Annotated in this window: 24 protein-coding genes and 2 tRNA genes; 7 read left to right on the plus strand and 19 right to left on the minus strand. The window is 61.8% G+C overall.

The features are described from left to right. Positions 1–34 precede the first annotated feature (34 nt). The 6 genes from EF834_RS03675 to EF834_RS03700 form a co-directional block, all read right to left on the minus strand. Positions 35–469: a hypothetical protein gene (locus EF834_RS03675; RefSeq protein WP_164874054.1), complete on the minus strand. Its 435-nt coding sequence runs from the start codon at positions 467–469 to the stop codon at positions 35–37. 29 nt (positions 470–498) lie between these two features. Next, the gene (locus EF834_RS03680; protein WP_127945835.1) at positions 499–774 is read right to left on the minus strand and encodes a hypothetical protein; all 276 of its coding nucleotides are present in this window, start codon (positions 772–774) and stop codon (positions 499–501) included. Continuing rightward, complete coding sequence (locus tag EF834_RS03685; protein ID WP_127945836.1) at positions 774–1,832, minus strand: peptidoglycan recognition protein family protein; 1,059 nt, start codon at positions 1,830–1,832, stop codon at positions 774–776. Before EF834_RS03685 ends, EF834_RS03680 begins: the two co-directional genes overlap by 1 nt. 216 nt (positions 1,833–2,048) lie before the next feature. After that, the gene (locus tag EF834_RS03690; RefSeq protein ID WP_127945837.1) at positions 2,049–3,200 is read right to left on the minus strand and encodes a hypothetical protein; all 1,152 of its coding nucleotides are present in this window, start codon (positions 3,198–3,200) and stop codon (positions 2,049–2,051) included. A 409-nt stretch (positions 3,201–3,609) separates the two neighbouring features. Beyond that, positions 3,610–4,620, minus strand: coding sequence for a hypothetical protein (locus tag EF834_RS03695; protein ID WP_127945838.1), 1,011 nt, complete (start codon positions 4,618–4,620; stop codon positions 3,610–3,612). A 725-nt stretch (positions 4,621–5,345) separates the two neighbouring features. Beyond that, positions 5,346–6,632, minus strand: a complete 1,287-nt coding sequence (locus tag EF834_RS03700; RefSeq protein WP_127945839.1) for a DUF4185 domain-containing protein — start codon at positions 6,630–6,632, stop codon at positions 5,346–5,348. A 136-nt stretch (positions 6,633–6,768) separates the two neighbouring features. Between EF834_RS03700 and EF834_RS03705 the strand changes: the two genes are divergently transcribed. Further along, positions 6,769–7,245 carry a hypothetical protein gene (locus EF834_RS03705; protein WP_127945840.1) on the plus strand — a complete coding sequence of 159 codons (477 nt, stop codon included), beginning with the start codon at positions 6,769–6,771 and terminating at the stop codon, positions 7,243–7,245. A 338-nt stretch (positions 7,246–7,583) separates the two neighbouring features. Here EF834_RS03705 and EF834_RS03710 read toward each other — a convergent pair. The 10 genes from EF834_RS03710 to EF834_RS03750 form a co-directional block, all read right to left on the minus strand. After that, positions 7,584–7,659, minus strand: a tRNA-Trp gene (locus EF834_RS03710). Positions 7,660–8,301: 642 nt separating this feature from the next. Then, positions 8,302–8,568, minus strand: coding sequence for a hypothetical protein (locus EF834_RS03715; protein ID WP_164874055.1), 267 nt, complete (start codon positions 8,566–8,568; stop codon positions 8,302–8,304). A 208-nt stretch (positions 8,569–8,776) separates the two neighbouring features. Beyond that, entirely contained in the window at positions 8,777–9,442 is a 666-nt protein-coding gene (locus EF834_RS03720) for a hypothetical protein (RefSeq protein WP_127945842.1), read from the minus strand. A 373-nt stretch (positions 9,443–9,815) separates the two neighbouring features. Further along, positions 9,816–10,130 carry a hypothetical protein gene (locus EF834_RS03725; RefSeq protein ID WP_127945843.1) on the minus strand — a complete coding sequence of 105 codons (315 nt, stop codon included), beginning with the start codon at positions 10,128–10,130 and terminating at the stop codon, positions 9,816–9,818. A gap of 177 nt (positions 10,131–10,307) precedes the next feature. Further along, on the minus strand, positions 10,308–10,676 hold the full coding sequence (locus EF834_RS03730) for a WhiB family transcriptional regulator (protein ID WP_127945844.1): 369 nt from the start codon (positions 10,674–10,676) through the stop codon (positions 10,308–10,310). A gap of 220 nt (positions 10,677–10,896) precedes the next feature. Continuing rightward, a complete protein-coding gene (locus EF834_RS18145) occupies positions 10,897–11,082 on the minus strand; it encodes a hypothetical protein (protein ID WP_164874056.1) in 186 nt (61 codons plus the stop codon). Continuing rightward, positions 11,079–11,297, minus strand: coding sequence for a hypothetical protein (locus tag EF834_RS03735; protein ID WP_127945845.1), 219 nt, complete (start codon positions 11,295–11,297; stop codon positions 11,079–11,081). The genes EF834_RS18145 and EF834_RS03735 overlap by 4 nt, the downstream gene beginning before the upstream one ends. Beyond that, complete coding sequence (locus EF834_RS03740; RefSeq protein ID WP_127945846.1) at positions 11,294–11,551, minus strand: hypothetical protein; 258 nt, start codon at positions 11,549–11,551, stop codon at positions 11,294–11,296. Before EF834_RS03740 ends, EF834_RS03735 begins: the two co-directional genes overlap by 4 nt. Positions 11,552–11,796: 245 nt before the next feature. Further along, positions 11,797–12,006 (minus strand): hypothetical protein, encoded by a 210-nt coding sequence (locus EF834_RS03745; protein ID WP_127945847.1) that lies wholly within the window; start codon positions 12,004–12,006, stop codon positions 11,797–11,799. Between the two features lie 144 nt (positions 12,007–12,150). Next, positions 12,151–12,429 (minus strand): hypothetical protein, encoded by a 279-nt coding sequence (locus tag EF834_RS03750; RefSeq protein WP_127945848.1) that lies wholly within the window; start codon positions 12,427–12,429, stop codon positions 12,151–12,153. 148 nt (positions 12,430–12,577) lie between these two features. Here EF834_RS03750 and EF834_RS03755 point away from each other — a divergent pair, with 148 nt between their 5' ends. From EF834_RS03755 to EF834_RS03770, 5 genes are all read left to right on the plus strand, one after another. After that, a complete protein-coding gene (locus tag EF834_RS03755) occupies positions 12,578–12,832 on the plus strand; it encodes a helix-turn-helix domain-containing protein (RefSeq protein ID WP_164874057.1) in 255 nt (84 codons plus the stop codon). A 446-nt stretch (positions 12,833–13,278) separates the two neighbouring features. Continuing rightward, positions 13,279–13,962: a helix-turn-helix domain-containing protein gene (locus tag EF834_RS03760; protein ID WP_164874058.1), complete on the plus strand. Its 684-nt coding sequence runs from the start codon at positions 13,279–13,281 to the stop codon at positions 13,960–13,962. 487 nt (positions 13,963–14,449) lie between these two features. Continuing rightward, entirely contained in the window at positions 14,450–14,590 is a 141-nt protein-coding gene (locus tag EF834_RS18150) for a hypothetical protein (protein ID WP_164874059.1), read from the plus strand. A 440-nt stretch (positions 14,591–15,030) separates the two neighbouring features. Continuing rightward, the gene (locus tag EF834_RS03765; RefSeq protein ID WP_127945851.1) at positions 15,031–15,717 is read left to right on the plus strand and encodes a helix-turn-helix domain-containing protein; all 687 of its coding nucleotides are present in this window, start codon (positions 15,031–15,033) and stop codon (positions 15,715–15,717) included. 103 nt (positions 15,718–15,820) lie between these two features. Next, entirely contained in the window at positions 15,821–16,210 is a 390-nt protein-coding gene (locus tag EF834_RS03770; protein WP_206615166.1) for a site-specific integrase, read from the plus strand. 114 nt (positions 16,211–16,324) lie between these two features. Here EF834_RS03770 and EF834_RS03775 read toward each other — a convergent pair. After that, positions 16,325–16,399: transfer RNA gene (locus EF834_RS03775), tRNA-Thr, on the minus strand. Between the two features lie 83 nt (positions 16,400–16,482). On the opposite strand from EF834_RS03775, the gene EF834_RS03780 reads away from it, so the two are divergent. Next, a complete protein-coding gene (locus EF834_RS03780) occupies positions 16,483–16,863 on the plus strand; it encodes a nuclear transport factor 2 family protein (RefSeq protein ID WP_127945852.1) in 381 nt (126 codons plus the stop codon). Positions 16,864–17,060: 197 nt separating this feature from the next. Here EF834_RS03780 and EF834_RS03785 read toward each other — a convergent pair whose 3' ends face one another. Together EF834_RS03785 and EF834_RS03790 are read right to left on the minus strand one after the other, a co-directional pair. Beyond that, the gene (locus EF834_RS03785) at positions 17,061–17,294 is read right to left on the minus strand and encodes an MbtH family protein (RefSeq protein WP_127945853.1); all 234 of its coding nucleotides are present in this window, start codon (positions 17,292–17,294) and stop codon (positions 17,061–17,063) included. After that, the gene (locus tag EF834_RS03790) at positions 17,291–18,628 is read right to left on the minus strand and encodes a lysine N(6)-hydroxylase/L-ornithine N(5)-oxygenase family protein (protein WP_127945854.1); all 1,338 of its coding nucleotides are present in this window, start codon (positions 18,626–18,628) and stop codon (positions 17,291–17,293) included. Before EF834_RS03790 ends, EF834_RS03785 begins: the two co-directional genes overlap by 4 nt. Positions 18,629–18,741 lie beyond the last annotated feature (113 nt).

The raw sequence follows: 18,741 nt of genomic DNA on the forward strand, positions 1-18,741 counted from the left end.
GTCATGGAGGGAGGGCAGCACCGGCGTTCGTCTGTCATCGGTTGTTGCCGTCGCCGTGCGCGGATTCGACCGCGTCGCGGGTGGCGTTCACACCCGCGAGCACCTCGACCAGGTGGCGCTGGGTATCGGCGAGGGCTTGTGAGAGCAGGCTCATGTCCGCCTCGTACTGGGCGCGCAACTCCCCGATCTCCCGGGTGTGTTGCTCGCGCAACTCGGCGATCTCCCGTGAGTGCCGCTCATCGGCGTCACGGCGCTCCTGCCGGGACGCCTCCAGCTGCCGCTGCACCAGCTCGAGCTCCGCGACGACCTCGGCGTAGGCGCGGCTGTCACGCCCGGTGATCCACTGCCACATCGGGATCAGCGTCGCCTCGGCATACCGCCGGCCCATCGCCGCGATGATCAGCAGAACCAGCACCACGAAACCCGCGACCGCCACCGGATGCGTCGTCGCCTCGAGTGGAATCTCCATCCCGGAGGATGCCTCCTGAGGCACCACGATCACCCCCTACGTTCAGCGAACTTCTCGATCTCGTCGATCTGCCGTGCCGTCACACCGTTCGGGGTGAACTTCACCCCGACCGCCGTGGCCACCGAAATCAACACCAGCACACCGGTAGTGACACCGGACGGCACATCGACACCGACCGACAGCACCATCCACAACACAGCCACAACCGCCATCACCGCAGCCGTTGCGGTATTCGCGTACCGCTTCACGAGCGGCTGATCGGCCAGCTTCGCCCGCAAAATGCCGGCAACAGAGTCGGTATCCATCACTTGTCTCCTTCAATGCTGATGACGCCGTCCGCACGCCACACCAGCGAGCCGTGCTCGAAGTCCTGGCGGCGGCCGCCGTCATGGTCGTACTCGTCGGAGGTCGGCCAGCCCAACCGCGAGCCGCGGTCGACACGCACATCACCCTCGGCGCGCCAGCGGGCACCGATCGCGCCGTGCACCCGGTAGCCGGCAGTGCCGTAACGGCGGGCGACGATGCCGCCCTGAAACTCCTGGATATCGCCTTGGCCCGGGACGACGACGTGGTAGCGGGTCGGGTAGCCGAGGGGGCCCTGCTCCCACCTGCGGCGCGCCCACACCTGGTACACGAGGGCCGGCACCGGCACGGCCCCGATATCGGGATGCCAGTAAATCGAACCGTGCTCGAAGTCCGCGTACCCGCCGACACCGTCCTTGCAGGTCCGTTCCCCGGCATGCAGGCGCTCCCCGAGCCAACCCGAGAAACTATGGATGCGGTCGATCTCGTTGCCCGCCGTCCCCGGCGGTGTGCCGTCGTGGTCGATGTGGTCCTGGATATCGGCACGGAACTTGTCCATGTCCAGCCCACCCGGATCCCACTTGCCCTGCGCCGCGCCGGCCCATTCCTTGTGCCCGATCACCCGCGCCGAGCCGACACCGAGACGCCGGCAGATCGCCGCGCACATCTTCACGTACGCCTCGTACTGCACTGGCGACCAGCCCTCGGTGCCCGAGTTCTCAGCCTCGATACCGATGGTGACCTCATTCGCGTTGTTCTGCATGATCCCCGGCCACGAACCCTCACCCGCATGCCAAGCAACCCCGACTCCGCACACCGTCGCCTCACCGTCACGCGAGAGATGGACCTGCGACGCCAACCCCAAACTGGGATGCTCGGCGATCACACCCGGACCCGGATTCGAACCCGCCGGAGCACCAGTGTGATGAACCATCACACCCCACACGGTACCCATGTCACCGTGCCCGCGATTCCAGGCACCCGGATACACCGTAACCGACACCCCCGCATCGCCAATGACCTCCTCGAGCCACACCGGATCACCAGTCCACGCCATCATCGACCTCCTCGCCACCATACTCTTGCCGCCAGCCGCGGCACATCGTCAGACCGACTTCTTCACATCTGCCACAGGTAGATTCGGGGACACGATTGCCCCGAGTGCGCCCAATGCGGTCACCGAGAACGCGGCCCATTACTCGGCGGCAGGCCCGGCACCATCAATGGCGCCGGGCCCGCCCCGGCCCCGGACGTGACCTGCATTCGGCAACCGCAGTTACGGGTTACCACTGCCAGCAATACCAACGGCTGCAACCAGGTTCTGAGTGTCAGCAGGTTTACCTCCGTACTCAAAGATCGAGTGAAGGACCGTTGCGATATACGGCGCCTCTGCCTGGAGGATCGTCTTGTCTTCTAGATTGCCGGTCTTGTCGTCCACGATCGCTAGCTTTCGAAAACTCTTGTCCCCGTAAGCGGTAACATGCTCTGTTGGGAGTTTATCTTTGAAACCGGCGAGGGAGAGCTCGATTCCAGCGTAACCCTCAATTTCCTCCCATGTCCTAGCGACCCGGTCAAGGGCGGCGAGGATATCCCAAATGTTGTCGATCTCTGACAAGATTTCCGACTTGATGTTGTCGTACAGATCGATCCCTTGACCGATCCAGTTGATCAAGTTCCCTTCGAGTTCGAAATACTCGAGTTCGTCGGCAACGACTCGGAGGTAGCTGTCCGGGTCGGCGTTGCAGATCGCATCCTTCGGGTTGATGATCTCGATCTGCCAGATCTTGTTGTGAGTCTCCGCACCGTGCTTGGCGTCTCCGTCGTGGTCCGGGTCCGCGACACCGAATCCGTCGAGTTCGATTTCCAACTCTTGGTCCTCGCCGTTCTTCATCGCAATCGCATTCTCCAAGCCCCAGCTGGTGTAGTTCTTGGGGCGGAACGGGTTGGCGATATACAGGCCGGCAACGACCTTGTCAGCTACGTCTTGGTAGTGCCCGGCGGCCACCAGGTTGACGAATTCGAAAGCGGCACCGGCACCCTGGCTGTACCCGCCGACTATGGCCTTAGCCCCCTCGGGCAGGGAGACGAGCTCCCTGTAGACCCTGTCCCTCCCGACCTCGCGAGAATCGTAGTGGGACTCCCCCTTCGGGTCGCTGTAGAAGTTGGCAATCGTGATGGAGGCGTCGTAGGCGATCCAGCGCGGCTCGACTTTGAGATTGGCAAAGTAGTCGGGGTACTCCTGGGATTCGAACACCTGGTCCATGAGGGCGTGACCCATGCTGTATTGCGGTTCGTAAGCCCACTCCCCCTTCTCGTCATCCCAGATTCCGCTTTCTACCTGCTGCCAGTCGCGGGGATCTCCAGCAAAGGACGCGCCAGTTCCGGGAATCCAGAGCAGATAGATGTCCGGTTCGGTCGGTGCAGTCATTGTCTTCCTATCTATTCGGGTGATGGAATACGCCGTTCACCTGCGTATTCGATAGCCGACGACTCGCTGGCAACAGCCAGTCGGCAGTTGTGGCAGATCGTCGGTGCCTTACTTATTCGTCTCTGCCAGAGCCAGATTCGCTGCAGCTGTGCTGCCGAGCGATTAGTCGGCGACTACGGTGTGGACGCGACGCCGCCAAGAGTCTTCGTCGATGGAGTCGTTTAGATCCAGGAGGCGGCGCATATCGTGACGGCAGGCTCGGCACCACCGATGTGGTGTCGAGCCTGCTTCGGCGCCCAGCCGCGACCACATCCAATGCACGGCTAGCGGTTGACGGCGTGGTGGACGGCCGAAGCCATCCAGGGCTTCTCTGTCTCGCGAAGTTTGCTCTCCCTGCGGCTCTTCAACTTCAGGCGCCAGGGTGGAGGATGTAGTAGCAAATCGACGCGACCCACGGAATCTCTGCCTCGAGGATCGTCTTCTCGGTGCCGTCCACCGGGTTCTTCAGGGTTCGAACTTCGCGGTCCCAGTAGGCACGCGTGTGTTCTCCACCCTTGTAGCCGGCGAATTCGCCGTTCGCCCTCGAGATGCCGCTAACAAGAGCGGGGAAATCCCGCCAACTATTGATCTTGGTTGACCAGTCAAGCCGTTCGATCGCCTGTTCCAACTGGCTGCTCCAGTGAGCCAGGTCTCCTCCGAGTTCGAAGAACTCGGGCAGGTCTGCGAGTCCGCGAAGGTAGCTGTCCGGGTCGGCGTTACAGATCACATCCCTGTCGTTGATGAACTCCATCTGCCACATTTGGCGGGTCGCCGGACCGTTCGCACCGTCATCATCCGCGATACCCCAGCCATCGAGCTCGATTCCCACCTCGTTCAGGCCATTGCTTCCGTGAGCATTGGGCCGCAACGGATTAGCAATGTAGAGTCCCGCGCCAACCTTGTCCGAGACCTCTGTGTGCATTCCCATGGCCACTTCGTTGCAGAACTCAAAGGCCGCGGCGGCGCCCTGAGAATATCCACCGACGATGGCCTTGGCGCCATCAGGCAGAGACTTGAGCTTCTCCAGGAGAGCCGACTTGGCGACGAGGCGGGAATCGGTGGAGGGCAGTCCGAATACGTTCTCGAACTTGCTGATGGAGCTGACTGAGACGCTGTAGCCGATCCAGTGGGGAATGACATTGCCCAGGTGATCAGAGATGGGCTCGTCCGCATACACTACGGGGATGCGATCGAAGACCTGCTCCATGAGCTTGTGCCCCATGCTGATCCCCAGATTTCCCTGAGAGTCTGTTTCCGCCTTCACCTGGTCCCAGGTACGGGTATCGCCAACGTAGGACTCGCCGGTTCCGGGAATCCAGAGCAGATGGATGTCGTGAGAGGCCGGTTCAGTCGGCATAGTCGGGTCGGTCGGTGCAGTCATTGTCTTCCTATCTATTCGGGTGACGAAATACACTGTTCGCCTGTGTATTCCGTAGCCGACGACCCGCCGGACAACAGCCGGCCGTCAGTTGTGACAGCTCGTCGGGAACTTTCCTATTCATTTCCGCCAGGGGCAGATTCGGGGGTAGCGTCACTGCCACGGGGGCGAAAGTCGGGCGCCCGCCGACCGAGGGAGAGATGTCGGCGGGCGCTATCCCCTGGGCCCTCACTAGCGGCACGCAGGAGGCCGGGACAGGCCGCTATGGCGGCGGGCCGCGCGCACTCGAGGGCTGCAGCGGCGAGGTTGTCCCGGAATTCTGGAAGAGATGGTGTTCACGCCGGATCCGAACTGGGGAACCGTCGTGTTCTCAGGGAGGTCTGCGGATCGCAGCTAATTCAACGACGAATGGCGGGTGTCGGGGTCAGTGTGTTTGTCGTTCACGCGGAGAGCCCTCGCCGACACCGCGCCGGTGACGATCGCCACCTCACGTTCTTCGGATATCCGTCAGGCCTTCTCGATCCACTGCGGAAGGCGGTCCCAGTCCGGCAAGCCGTCGATTTGGGTGTTCCGGATGCCCGTGCGACTCATACGAGAGCCGCCACTCCCAATCGACCCAGGTTCTGGAACTCGAAGAATGCGTCAAACTCTGAAACGTGTTGTAGCCAAGCGACACCCGAGCCTCCGATCAATGAAGGGGCCCGGGTGCCGTCTCCGGTCGGTACTGGCTACTTGCTAGCAGCGCGGCCCTTCTCGACGACCTCGGCGATATCGCTGCGATCAATATCGTCGTCGGCGTTGTCGGCGAGCACAGCCACGAGATCGGGTGTACTCAGCTTGTCGATTCTGGGCGTCAACTCGCCGGTGTGCCCTTCTGGGTTGACGACTCCCTCTGCGACGTTGCCGGTTTCCTCTGCCAGCCGAGGGTTCGATGTGGAGAAAATGATGCCGTTCAGGTCGACTTCCCACTGCTTGGTGCCGTAGTACGTGGTGGGTCCGTCCGGTTGCCACTCCCTGTCCCACTCCGACAGCAGCATCTGTGCGCGGCCGAGACGGCTGTACGGATGGATGCAGGGAGCATACAGCGTCGGCTTGAAGTCGCGCGAGATCTGCATCTTCGGCAGGGTCCAGATCCCCTCGGGCCGCGGTGAGGTCCTGGTGATTGCGCCGATCGACCCGTCTACGTACGAGAGGACGACCCGGCCATCGATGACCTGTGCGGATATCTCACCGATGTACTGACCCGGGCCTGAAAAGGTCGGCCTGAGGATCGGGGTGGTGTGCCCAAAGCGCCTCCATTCCCAGACACCTGGGGCGTACTCGCCCCAGAACTCGTACGTGCTGCGATTCCACATGGTGCGCCAGTCCACGCGCATCAAATGGATTCCGCCATCCTGCCAGCGCCCTTCGTTGGTACCGTAGATATACACCCAAGGCTCACCGGGGAACATGATCATCGTGTTGTTCTGGAAGTGGCTCCACTCCCCCCAGTTCGGGAAGTCGAAGTTCTCGTGGTTGCCTTCGACGTCCCACGTGCGACCCCAGTGCTCCGCATGTGTCTCAGTGGAAGTCCACATGCGCGAGTGGAAGGTTGCCCAACTGTTTCCATCAGTAGCGTCGTGGGCCCACGATCGAATGGCGAAGGTGGTCATGATGTATCGGCCGTCGGGAAGATGGATCAAGTCGTTCGGGATGTTGGTGAACCCATCGGGCAATTCTCCACTGAAGATACCCCCCCTCGACTCGTAGGGGATCATCTTCTTGGCTCGGGCACCACCGATTGCGTTGTCCCATCGAATCCCGTTTTCGATGTCCGGGTTGGACTGCCGGAGTCCGACGGGAGAGCGCCACCCGTTTCCTTGGCCTAGATGACCATCGGGGCCATCGTCGAACGTGTCGCCGAAGAGCGTGATGGTGTAGCCGTGGTTGGTCTGGGCAACGTACCCGAGGTCAGTCGACGGCATCTGGAACGGAGCGGTCTCATCGTAGGTCAGAAGCTTGACGAATCTTGCCATGGTGTTTTCCTTTCGAGTGGTGAGATCCGATATGTGCGGATCGGTAACGAAGTTGGGTGGTACGAGAGATGTGGTAGGTGTAGCTGTGCGTCGCGGACGCGAGGCACACCATCGAGTGACGATTTGGGGAGGACGAGTGCGTAAGTTGAAGAAGTCAGCCAGCGGGATTGCTGCTGCTGCGGTGGCGGTGGGGATGGCTGTTGCCGTTCCAGCCACTGCGTCGGCGGAGCCGGCCACCGGGTCTGTGGGGTATGAGGCGCTCTTCGGTACGGGTGCGCAGGTCTACGAGGTCACCGCGGTGGAGAACTGGGAAGTGGCGACCGGGGCACAGGCGTCATCGGACCTATGGCTGAAGCTGGATCGATTGCCGAACGCTCGAGAAGGTCAGCCCACGACCGTGAAGTACGTAATCTGGGGTGAAGCACTCCCGGACACGTTCTACCTCGATGGGAAGGCCGGAAGTAAGTGGGCCCGAACCAACCCTGGCCCCGGACGGAATGCGCAGATGGTCGGAATGGATAACACCGGCACGGAGGTGAGTTCCGTGGGCCCATTCTCCATCCCTGGGGTTCCGGGACCGATCTCCGTGGCGTTCGCGAACCAGCGCCTCTAGTTCTTCTCGCCCTCTAGCCCGTTCTGCGGCCGGGCTAGAGGGCGTCAGGTCCTCGGAGCTTCTTCAAGGGAGACACCTCCTTCCAGTCCGAAACTGCGAGCCGGGTCATGCGGTGGCCGTGAAGGGTTCGAGCCTTCGACCACCCGGATATCGGCTGGGACCTTTCCCGTTGATGCGCCAGACCGTCGGCCGGCGCCGCGGCATTCGAATCGGCAGCCTGGTCGAACAAGCCGGCTGTAGCTGCCGATGGTGCCCTGCGCCAATGCTGTTCTCCGCCAGAGACCCGAACCCGATTTCCGGTCCAGAACCCAGCGTCTTGTCATTCGGCGAGCAGAGCTTGGCAGATGCGGCAGGACTCGAACCTGCAACCTGCGGTTTTGGAGACCGCTGCTCTTCCAGGTGCGCTACTCACCTTTGACGAAAAACAGACGACGGCATGGCCGCGATTCGATCGGCGGTGGAATATTCGGCCGCCAATTGCCGGTGTGAGGCGTGGCCGACAGTTGATACGACGAAGGCGCGAGGTTGTGGTTACAACTCTCACGCCTGCAAGCGAAGCTTAGCACACACCCGAGTCCATGCAACTCAACCGGTTTCGGCCTCCACATCATCGTCGCGCGGCTGGCATCGAGGACGTCACCGAGCCGGTAGATGTTGGTGAGCGTTCCACTGATCCGCGTAGTACGAAGCGGAGTAGGAACTTTCGTCTTGGTGAGGTACTTGATGTGAGACTGCGTCAGCTGGTCGTGCGACCTGTCGTGCTTGGCGACCTGAACACATCCACAGCTCGACGACTTTACCCGCACGGTCGTGTCGTCGATACTGCACCGCTCCCGCAACCTGCGGTTTTGGAGACCGCTGCTCTTCCAGGTGCGCTACTCACCTTTGACGAAAAACAGACGACGGCATGGCCGCGATTCGATCGGCGGTGGAATATTCGGCCGCCAATTGCCGGTGTGAGGCGTGGCCGACAGTTGATACGACGAAGGCGCGAGGTTGTGGTTACAACTCTCACGCCTGCAAGCGAAGCTTAGCACACACCCGAGTCCATGCAACTCAACCGGTTTCGGCCTCCACATCATCGTCGGCTCGGGTGGCATCGAGGACGTCACCGAGCCGGTAGATGTTGGTGAGCGTTCCACTGATCCGCGTAGTACGCAGCGGAGTAAGCACTTTCGTCTTGGTGAGGTACTTGATGCGAGACTGCGTCAGCTGGTCGTGCCACCTGCCGAGTTGCTTGGGGACCTGAACACATCCACGGGCATCAAGCGCGACTGACCGTGCCCGCACGATCTTGTCGCCGATAGTGTTCCGCTTCTGCAACTAGCGGGTTGGAGACCGCTGCTCTTCTAGGTTGAGCTAGGCACCTTCGACGAAGACAGAAGATCACCTCGTCGCGATTCGATCCGCCAACGGATTGGCCGGCAATGCGGGAGAGGTGGCCGGAGGTGGATACGACGAAGGCGCGAGGTTGTGGTTACAACTCTCGCGCCTGCAAGCGAAGCTTAGCACACACCTGAGTCCATGCAACTCAACCGGTTTCGGCCTGCGTGTCATCGTCGACCCGGGTGGCCTCGAGGACGTCACCGAGCCGGTAGATGTTCGTGAGAGTTCCATTGATCCGTGTAGTCCGCAGCGGAGTAAGCACTTTCGTCTTGGTCAGGTACTTGATACGAGACTGCGTCAGTTGGTCGTGCCACCTGCCGAGTTGCTTGGCGACCTGGACGCACCCGCGGGCGTTGAGCTCGAGGTTCCGTGCTTGCGCGAGTTGCTCGTCATCGATGCTGCGTTGCTTGGCTTTTGGACGGTCAATGATCGCGAAGGCCGCTTTGTAGACTTCGAGGATCTGGTCGTAGGCGTCGGTGGCTTGTTCGGTGGCGGCGAGGTCGTAGGCGTGGCGGGAGAGCCAGCGGGCGAAATGGGGTGCGCGTCCGTCGCCAGGCCAGGGCAGGTTTCGTTCGGTGGCGACGTAGTTGGTCCAGGCACGGAGAGTGCCGGCAAGTTCGTGAGCGAAGTCGGATGCTCGTTCGTTGAAAGCGAGTGGGACTTCGTCACGTGTGGTGACACGGGTGAGAGCCTTTTCTGTGAACACGATCTGGCGAGTGATGGTGTTCTCGAGCTCGAGATGGATCCAGCCGGCGATTTGGTCGAGGCGGTCGACGAGGAGGCGGATTTGGGTATGGTCGAGGTCTGTCATAGGGATCCTTGGTCTCGAGTGCGTTCGGTACGGCTTGTACGGGGCGATGGCGCGCGACGGTGGCCGCCTAACTGCCATCACCGACCGCACCAACTCCGCACTGCGGGCGTTGATCGATGTCGTCGTTCATGTCTCAGTTCGGGAGCTGTTGCAGCGGTGGCAGATCCATCCCCAGCCTCGGCCGAGTAATCGGTCGTGGATTCGGACGGGGGTAGGCGCCGGCTTAGCGTGCTCGAATGCTCTGTGCCAGCCGAGGCTGCACCGCTCGGGCATGTGGCGTTTGTCCGGGCCGTATAGGTCCACGAGGCCTCTCACGGTTGCCTCCCGCAGACCCGACCGCCGCGCAACGTGTTCAGGGTGAAGTTTGGATCGCTCACGGCTCGTCACCACCCGCCGACTCACCGACAGCACCGATGAATCCAGTGAGGAAGCCAGTCAGTGCCGCGCAGATGACCTCCTGAGCGTGGGCCATTCCAGCGATGAACCCCGCCTTGTGGTCGTCGTTCTCATGGTTCGGGAGCGGAGCGTTGCCGCACTCATCCTCGATATGACGCCGTAACACCATTTCGACCACGTGCGCGGCGTAGTTGATCCATAGTGCAGCCTCGCCGCACCTGCAGACGTAGTAGGGGCCGTGTCGGTCGGGCCGATGTTCGGCGAAGATCTGTTCCGCGATCGTCAGGGCCATTGTGCCACCAGCCAATCCATCAGCGCGGCGATCCGGGCGCGCTCGAGAGTAGGGTCTTTGACTACCAGAACCGGTGCGGTGAAGATTAATTCGGTCATATCACTATTCCTGTCGATGCCTTTGCTTCTGTCGCGACTTGGCGTTTGTCCATTCCGAGTCGGGTGGGTGTGGCGTTCATCAGGCGCCAGCCTTCTCTCCGGCACGGATGCGGGCACTACGGGCGTTCATGCAGGCACGACACCGACGGGTGTTCCGCTTGCTCCACTGCGTGTTCTCAGGTGTGTACCGGTGCCCATTGGGGCAGTGGGTGGCTCGATCAATGAGCTGGTCCGGGGTTCTGTCGGTGCCGTAGAGCTGGCCTGCCCAAATGCCGGCCTTCTGTCCGGTGTCCTTCGCAAACGAGCGGCACTCGGCGATGACCGGGCAAGTACGGCATACGTTGACCGCCCGGGCGATCGAAGTTGCGTCCCGGCTGTCCGGGAACCACAGTTCCGGATCGTGACCGAGGTCTTCCCGGCACGCGGCCTGCTGTCTCCAATTATTCACTGTCACTGTTCCTTCGGGTTGATGGCTTCTTTGACTGCCGGTACTGGATCACCGTCACCACGTCGGATCGGCGACGATCTGGCCGGCTCCAATGACGATGGCCACGGCCACCCCCGTTGCCGTCAGACCGACGGCGAGCGCGAACGAAGACAGCTGCCCCCACGTCACGATCCAGCCTCCTGCAGCTTGAGAATCTTGGAATCGGCCAGAGATTCGGCGGTCACAGGATCACTACCGGCAGCTCGACAGCCTCTACACCGCACGGGGTGTCGCCATGCCACAGTTGCCCTGACCGGACCCCCACAGTGAACGTCCGCCCCAGCGAACCCAACTCGCAGAACTTGGTACCCTTCGGCAGTTTCCAAATCTGCAAAGCATCCACCAGGAGTCGAGTCTCGGCGCTCATGACTCGGCCTTCGATGTATCGGTGAGCCCAAGTATCTGCAGCAGTGTCCGCGCGTCCTCGCCGTCGATGGCGTAGCGGCGCACGGTCCGTGCGGCAGCCTCAGCCATCTCAGGAGGCGTGTCGGGCAGGAACCACACATCGACTTCGGATTCGACGTTCACGCCTCCGGCGTTGTCGGCCCATGCCATGACCTCTGCGGTGATCGGATCGGTCACGTGAACCTCCACGAGCCGAGCAACCCCACAACCAGGGCCGCGGTGAACACGACCGCAGACACGCACACCACAACAGCGAGGGTCGCGTTGCAGTCGTCGACCGACTCGAGTGGGTCCCACTGGCCGCGGTCGTCGACGACCCGGTGGCAGTCGTGGCACAGCTCGTACGGGCCGATATCGTCGGTGCGCACGACGGTGTCAGGGTGCAGGCATGCAACTGACGGCGGTTCGCCTCGATCCACCAGCGGATTCATGCCGTCACCTCGACGTCGTCCCATGCCGGCAGCGGCAGTTCGCCAGCGAGACGTCTAAATATCGGGGTCGGGGACGGCAGAGCACCGGCATCCGATGGGGGTGTCGGGTCCGGTTGAGTGCGTCTGAACAGCCTCACTTCAAGCTCCAAAGGGTGTAGTCGGACGCGCGACAACCCATCCAGGGGTTTCGCGTCTTTCGTATAAGGTCAGCGGCGGCGGTGAAGTCGCCCCGCCACCGCGATGGATCAGATGGTTTCGGCGAGCAGATCCTCACCCAAGGCCCGCGCTTCGAGGTGAGTCAATGTCGCCACGAACCACACATCGTGGATCCAAAGGCTGATCCGAACGGCGTCACCGACGCGCACAGCCGAGGCATTACGGGCACCAGAGTCGTCGCTCATCAGGTCGAACGGGGCTTGTGCCCCGATCACCGGTGGTGGGCTACCATCGGTCACGTCTTCCTCCTGCAGTGGGTGTTGGTGGCTGGACTTGGGCCGCCAGTTGTTGGCGCAACTGGCGGCCACCCCGAAGCGAGCTGGTCGCAGGGGAGTTCGGACGACATAGTTCGCGAGAACACCGCGCGAAGCAGTGCTGGGCGTCTAAGCCGACTTCTTCCCGACATCGGAGAGGGTGCGAAATGTTGGGGGCAACAGCGAACCCGCCTCGATACGTAGCTCGTCGGCGATCGCCACGAGTTCAACCAGTTTGAACGGCGGCTTGCCCTTGAAGCGGCCGAAGAGTGCCTTCTCGGACATACCGACGGCAACACACAGGCTTTCCCACGTGTGCTTGGTGGAGTCGGCTACGGAGGACGTGATCGCCTTCTCGACGTGGCGGATCCAGTCGGAGTGAAGATCTGGAGGATTCAAAGTGACCATACGGTCGACACTAGTCACCGATCGGTAACCTTGCAACAGAATCGATGGTCTGTTTGATCACCGAACGGTGACCAAGAGGAAGATCAATGGTAAACTTAGTCACCGATCGGTTGCCACCAATGACCGAATGGCGATATCATGCGAAGCTATGGACACATACGACGATGATCAGGCTGCACTGCGTGTAAGGCAGGTCATTGGCGCAGAGTTGAGGGCTGCACGTGCCCGCGTGGGTATCTCTCAGAGGGAACTGGCATCGAGGACGTCGATGTCGCACGCCACGATCAGGCGATTCGAAAACGCCGAGCGCGCCATCGATGTTCTCCAGCTGCTGAAAATCTGCTCGGCCCTAGACGCCGACGCCGGCCAAATCCTCGACATCGCACAAGACCAGGGCCAGTAGCTCAGACGCGCGAACGCCCCGCCTCGTCGCATCTGCAACGAGACTCTCGACCGACATGGACGGATTAACAGACGATCCTTCTTCGCGCAATACGAGTACACCTCTTTGACAGACAACCTGACGCCGACCGGCGGATCGCCGGTCGGCTTCTCCGCATGTGGATGGCGTTGTTTCGTACGGGAAGTAAGAACGAAGGGCCGCCCGATCGACTCTCGTGGACCGTGGCCGCAGGGATCCCCTGAGCAAACCCCCCATGAGCAAACCTCCTATTCGCACCCCGTGGTGGCTCACCCCGGTCGCGCAGTCCCACAGGGATTTTCCCCGTGGGATACTTCCCGCCAGCCGAAGGATCTTCGGCTTCCCACAACAGTAAAGAAGCGACCAAGCATTATGAAAGCCAGGAAGGGATACAAAACTGTCTCCCCCACAACTCTTGCTTTTTCGAAGTGCATCCGCTAAAAGCCCACACGACAGGATCACTCATTCGAGCACTCCGCACCAAACGAGGCGTCACGCAGCGCGAACTCGGCGACCTCGCGGCACTCGCGCCCGCCACCATCAAGGCACTCGAGTCGAACAAGCGGCGGGCAACCGAGGCCGTGATCGACGCCATCACGCAGGCGCTGACGCTGACCAGCGGCGAGGAGAGCTACCTTCGTTCCCTCTCAGAACTCCCTCGGCGTCCAACATCCACACTGCCCGCGATCTCAGATCGGCACGCCATCGCCGTGACCCGCAGCTCGCTGACAGCCACGTTCGCCACGAAGGCAATCGAGGAACTTCTACCCGGCTTCGGGGTGGGCCAGAACTTCGTCATCTGGGTCTTCGAGCGCAGCGAGTCCAAAGAGGTGCTGGGAGAGTCGTGGGCGGCCGTGGCGACTCTCGTAGTCGACCTGGTGCGTTGGCGAATCGCCACGTATGGGCGCAAGATGCCGCGGTGGGCGCACACGCTCCTCAACCGCATGAAGGGAAATCCCGCCTTCCGCTCTCGATGGGAACGCGACACTTACGCCGAGCCGGCGCAATCTCTGCGCACACCGATCACCCTCCCCGATGGCCGACGGCTCAACATGACCATGCTGGTCCTCGAACTCGAGAGCGGGCATATCGCGCTGGCATGGCTGCCTTAGGCGACGACCCGCACCACTGTGACAGCCGACCCCCGCGCTACGACCGCGCGGGGGTTTGAATCTGAAGGGATTCGAGAGGGAGACCTGTGGCGACAATCAGCCCCTACGAGACCAAGTCGGGAAAGCGGTACAGGGTGCGCTACCGCAAGCCACTGATTCGTCGCCGAGGAGTCATTGGCAGGACGGCGGCGGACGGAATACGGGCAGCAGGACGGGGCGTGTCCAGCCGGAGTGGATGCGAAGGGTTCAAAGTAGCCATACGGTCGACTATCATACCCGAATGGTAACTTTTCAGGAGAATCGGTAGCCTGGCTAGCCTAGTGACCGATCGGTTGCCATCGGCAACCGAATGGCGATACTATGCGCAGCTATGGACTCATACGATGCCCAGGCTGCATTACGTGCAAGGCAGGTCGTTGGCGCAGAGCGTTGAGGGCAGCGCGGGCCCGCATGGGGCTCTCTCAGAAGAAATGCATCGAGGACGTCGATGTCACATGCGACGATCATGCGATTCGAGAACGCCGAACGATCCATCGACATCCTCCAGTTGCTGAAGATCTGCTCGGCGTTAGGTGCCGATGCCGGCCACATCCTCGACCTCGCTCAACAGCAGGTCCAGGAGCTCTGACGCACGAACCCCTCGTTTGGTCGCCTCTGCGACAAGTCGCTCCACCGGTATACCCAGAGGATCAGCAGACCCTTCTTCGCGCAATGCAAACACACCCTCGCATTTGACTCCAACGCCGGCCAGCGGTCCGCTGGTCGGCGTTGCGATAGCTAGACGCCGTTCTTTCGTACGGGAATCATGACCGAAGGGCTGCCCGATCGGTTCTCGCGGCCGTTGCTTCACAGATCCCATGGCAAAACTCCCCGTTCCTCACGCTCCCCCGATGACCCAACCGAACGTTCGGTTAACGACCGCCCGGAGATGCCCTCTCGCCGTGGGGGATACTCCCGTGAGCCGAGCAACACCTCGGCTGTCTCTACGAGCGTAAAGAAGAAACCGACGGTTATGCGAGTTCAAAAGGCGTACAAAATTGTACCCCTCGAAAGTATTGATTTCTTGATGTGGATCCGCTAGAAGCGCACACGACAGGATCTCTTGTCCAAGCACTCCGCACCAAACGACGGGTCACCCAGCGCGAACTCGGCGCCCTCGCAGCACTCTCGCCCCACACCATCAAGGCGCTCGAGTCGAACAAGCGGCGGCCAACCGAGGAAGTGATCGACGCCATCGTGCAGGCAATGAGGCTGGACATCGGCGAGGAGAACTACCTTCGCGTCCTCTCGAAACTCCCGCGGCGTCCAATGTCCACACTGGCCACAATCTCAGATCGGCACGCCATCGCCGTGCTCAGCAATTCGCTGACGGTCACATTCGCCACGTCGGCAGTCGAGGAACTTCTGCCCGGCTTCGGAAAAGACAAGAACTTCGTCCTCTGGGTCTTCGAGAGCGATGAGTCCAAACAGGTGCTGGGCGAGTCATGGGCGACCGTGGCGACCCTCGCCGTCGACCTGGTGCGTTGGCGAATCGCCGCCACGCATGAACGCAAGGAGCGACGCTGGGCGCACACACTTCTCAACCGAGTGAGTGGCAACGGCGCCTTCCGTTCTCGATGGGAACGCGACAACTTCGCTGATCCGATGCAAGCGCTGCGCACGACGATCACCCGACCCGACAGAGAGAGAGTGAGCATGACTATGCTGGTACTCGAACTCGAGGGCGGACAGACTGCACTGGAATGGCTGCCCTGACAACCGAGCGATTCGCACTACTCTGACTCCAAAAGCTAACTCCCGCGCCACGTCCGGCGCGGGGGTGCTGTGACTCAAGGCGGATTCGAGAGGAAGTCTAGCCGTGGCACGCCGACAGCTCCCACGACAGATCAAGAAGATCGAACTCACGACGCGCGAGCGCGGCAGACCGGTGGTCCGCTACCAGCTGACGGTCGACACCGACGCCTCGCAGTTCGCGTTGTCGGGGCTGCGGCGTGGCGAGGTGTGCGGCCTCCTGTCGGGGGATGTCGACCTGGAGGCGGGCATGCTGACGATCGCGAACAATCGCGTGTCCGTCAATGGCAGTGTCGTCGAGGGTGAGCCGAAGGCGGATCGGTCCGCGCGAACGCTCCCCTCACGCCGACGCTGCATCTTCACGGCGTCCCGACCACGGTCATTTCAGCGTGGCTCGGGCACGCTGACCGGGCCTTCACCACGCGCACCTACATGCACTCGCAGGACGACGCGCTGAAGCTTGCCGCCGCGAGTTTGCAATCAGTTGTGACAACTCGTGACAACGCTGCGAGTCCGTGAGCAAGAGCAAAGGCGCCTCACCGGCGTTTTTTCTGGTGAGGGGCCTTCTTTGTGGAGCCCCCTGTCAGGATTGAACTGACGACCGCTCGCTTACAAGGCGAGTGCTCTACCACTGAGCTAAGGAGGCAGTCGAGCGCGCCCATCATATCCATACCCAACGGTGGAACATGTACCGGTGCCCCGACCGCCCGACTTCGTTAGCGTTGTCGCATGAGCATCTCGGAGATCGCCACCGTTCTCGCGTGGCACGACGCACTCAACGACTCGGACGTCGAGACGCTGCTCATGGTCTCGAGCGACGACATCGAACTCGCCGACTCCGAGGGGGCGGCGCAGGGCCTCGCCGCACTGCGCGAGTGGGCAGCTTCGGCGGGTATCAGCCTGGTGCCCGGCCGGATGTTCCAGCACGACGGTGTCATCGTGGTAGAGGAGCAGGCCACCTGGGAGTCGAAGCCTGGCGAGTCCAGAACGGTGGGCACCGCCTTCCGCGTCGTGAACGATCAGGTAACCGCCGTCTTTCGGCACGAAACCCTCGAAGCGGCACTGGAGGCCACCGAGCTCACCGATAAGGATCTCGTCACCGATCTCTGACGTGCGCGGTCTCGAAGAGTTGATCGGCATCGACGTCGAGACCCCGGGCGCCGCAGAGTCTGAGAAATAAGGAGGAATACGGCTTTACGCCGAAACGCCACACTGCGCCGCCCGCGATTCGGGCGACGCAGTGTGCTGATGAGCAATTCCGTGTCCGGTTCCGGCGAGCCTAGCGCTCGGTAATCGGACCGGGCATATCACTTGTCGGCGTTCTTCTGGTCCTGCTCCATGGCTTCACGCAGGCTCTTGGGCCGCATGTCAGTCCAGTTCTTCTCGACGTAATCGACACACGCCTGACGCGAATCCTCACCGAAAACAATCCTCCAGCCCTGCGGGACCTCGGAGAACGTCGGCCACAGGGAGTGCTGGTCTTCGTCGTTGACCAGGACGTAGAAGCGGCCGTCTTCGTCGTCGAACGGATTGGTGCTCATCTAACCTCGCTTGTCGCGTATGGGTTGTCTTCGCTCAGCCTAGCAAGGCCTGCGGAAATATCTCGATGAGCGAGAATCGAATTGAGTATCTCTCCCGCACGCACCGCGGCATTCGACAACAACGACGATGTCAGACCGTGTGTTTTCTCCGTTCCGCCCTGCAGATAGATGCCGGCGTGACCGGCCGGATCGACCTCGAGTCGGTAGTCGCGGCCCACGTCTTGGTACGTACCGATCCCGGGCATCGACGTACCGAACAACGACTCCAGCGGGGTCGGCTCGAAACCGGTGGCCAGCACGAGGGCGTCGCACGTCAGGGCGTCGGTGAGCCCGTCGAGTGCGCTGGTCACGGACACCTCGATGCCGTCGGCCGTTTCCCGGACTGCGCTGACCTCGGACGCACGGCGCATGAACAGACGCCGCTGTCCCTGGACTCGCTCCTGGTACTCGGTGGCGTAGAGCTCGTTGATCAACTCGATGTCGACCGCCGAGTAGTTGGTGCTTCGGTGTACTTCGAGGAGGTGTTCACGCGCGGACGCGGGTGCCGCGTACAGCTCGTCCACCGCGGAAGGATCGAAGATCCGGTTCGCGTACGGGCTGTCGTCAGCCGGGCTGTACCCGAACCGGGAGAAGACGCCGTGGACCTCGGCCTGCGGGTAGTTGCTGTGCAGGTAACGCACGACCTCGGCGGCACTCTGCCCGGCACCGAGGACGACGAACCGCTGATGGGTGGGCTCGGGCATGTCCGCGATTCGGTGGAGGAACTGGTGGTTGTGGAAGCACCGCGCCGACGGCGTCGCCCACTCGGGTAGCCGTTCACGCAACCCCGCGGCCACCACGACATTTCGGGCATGAACGGTGGTGCCGTCGGACAGCGACACCGCAAGACGATCCACGACGGCACCGCCATCGACCGGATCGACGGCCGAGACGGTGGTGCCGTACCGGACGTCGGCCGAGACGCGCTCGGCCGCCCACTGCAGGTAGTCCTGGAACTCGACCCGGGTGGGGAAGAACGTCTGCTGGTTCACGAAGTCGACCAGACGACCGCGGTCATGCAGATACGAGAAGAAGCTGTAGCTACTGCGCGGGTTGCGGAAGGTGACCAGATCCTTGGGGAAGGCGATCTGCATGGTCGCGCCGTCGAGGAGCATGCCGGCGTGCCAGCTGAACTCCTGCTGCTTCTCGAAGAATCGTGCGGTGACCTTCTCGTCCGGGCCACAGCTCGCATTGTGTTCCTCGATCGCGATCGCCAGCGCGAGGTTCGACGGGCCGAACCCGATCCCGACAATGTCGACTGTTTCCGCCGTGTCGAATGGTCGATTCTCAGTCATCCCTCATACCCGTCTTCGTAGCCCGTTTGGTTCGTTGCAGAACATAGCAAAGGCTATCCTCATTAAGTAAGCCCAAACGATCGTTCGAACAGAGTGGGGCTTGTCACAACGCC

It is taken from the genome of Rhodococcus spongiicola (genome assembly GCF_004011835.1).
Classification (GTDB): Bacteria; Actinomycetota; Actinomycetes; order Mycobacteriales; family Mycobacteriaceae; genus Prescottella; species Prescottella spongiicola.

What these genes read in the sequence shown, in the direction of transcription:
- EF834_RS03675 (WP_164874054.1), bottom strand. Translation starts at nt 469, where the DNA reads ATGGAGATTCCACTCGAGGCGACGACGCATCCGGTGGCGGTCGCGGGT.
- EF834_RS03680 (WP_127945835.1), bottom strand. Translation starts at nt 774, where the DNA reads ATGGATACCGACTCTGTTGCCGGCATTTTGCGGGCGAAGCTGGCCGAT.
- EF834_RS03685 (WP_127945836.1), bottom strand. Translation starts at nt 1,832, where the DNA reads ATGATGGCGTGGACTGGTGATCCGGTGTGGCTCGAGGAGGTCATTGGC.
- EF834_RS03690 (WP_127945837.1), bottom strand. Translation starts at nt 3,200, where the DNA reads ATGACTGCACCGACCGAACCGGACATCTATCTGCTCTGGATTCCCGGA.
- EF834_RS03695 (WP_127945838.1), bottom strand. Translation starts at nt 4,620, where the DNA reads ATGACTGCACCGACCGACCCGACTATGCCGACTGAACCGGCCTCTCAC.
- EF834_RS03700 (WP_127945839.1), bottom strand. Translation starts at nt 6,632, where the DNA reads ATGGCAAGATTCGTCAAGCTTCTGACCTACGATGAGACCGCTCCGTTC.
- EF834_RS03720 (WP_127945842.1), bottom strand. Translation starts at nt 9,442, where the DNA reads ATGACAGACCTCGACCATACCCAAATCCGCCTCCTCGTCGACCGCCTC.
- EF834_RS03725 (WP_127945843.1), bottom strand. Translation starts at nt 10,130, where the DNA reads ATGGCCCTGACGATCGCGGAACAGATCTTCGCCGAACATCGGCCCGAC.
- EF834_RS18145 (WP_164874056.1), bottom strand. Translation starts at nt 11,082, where the DNA reads ATGAGCGCCGAGACTCGACTCCTGGTGGATGCTTTGCAGATTTGGAAA.
- EF834_RS03740 (WP_127945846.1), bottom strand. Translation starts at nt 11,551, where the DNA reads ATGAATCCGCTGGTGGATCGAGGCGAACCGCCGTCAGTTGCATGCCTG.
- EF834_RS03750 (WP_127945848.1), bottom strand. Translation starts at nt 12,429, where the DNA reads ATGGTCACTTTGAATCCTCCAGATCTTCACTCCGACTGGATCCGCCAC.
- EF834_RS03755 (WP_164874057.1), top strand. Translation starts at nt 12,578, where the DNA reads ATGGACACATACGACGATGATCAGGCTGCACTGCGTGTAAGGCAGGTC.
- EF834_RS18150 (WP_164874059.1), top strand. Translation starts at nt 14,450, where the DNA reads ATGTCACATGCGACGATCATGCGATTCGAGAACGCCGAACGATCCATC.
- EF834_RS03780 (WP_127945852.1), top strand. Translation starts at nt 16,483, where the DNA reads ATGAGCATCTCGGAGATCGCCACCGTTCTCGCGTGGCACGACGCACTC.
- EF834_RS03785 (WP_127945853.1), bottom strand. Translation starts at nt 17,294, where the DNA reads ATGAGCACCAATCCGTTCGACGACGAAGACGGCCGCTTCTACGTCCTG.
- EF834_RS03790 (WP_127945854.1), bottom strand. Translation starts at nt 18,628, where the DNA reads ATGACTGAGAATCGACCATTCGACACGGCGGAAACAGTCGACATTGTC.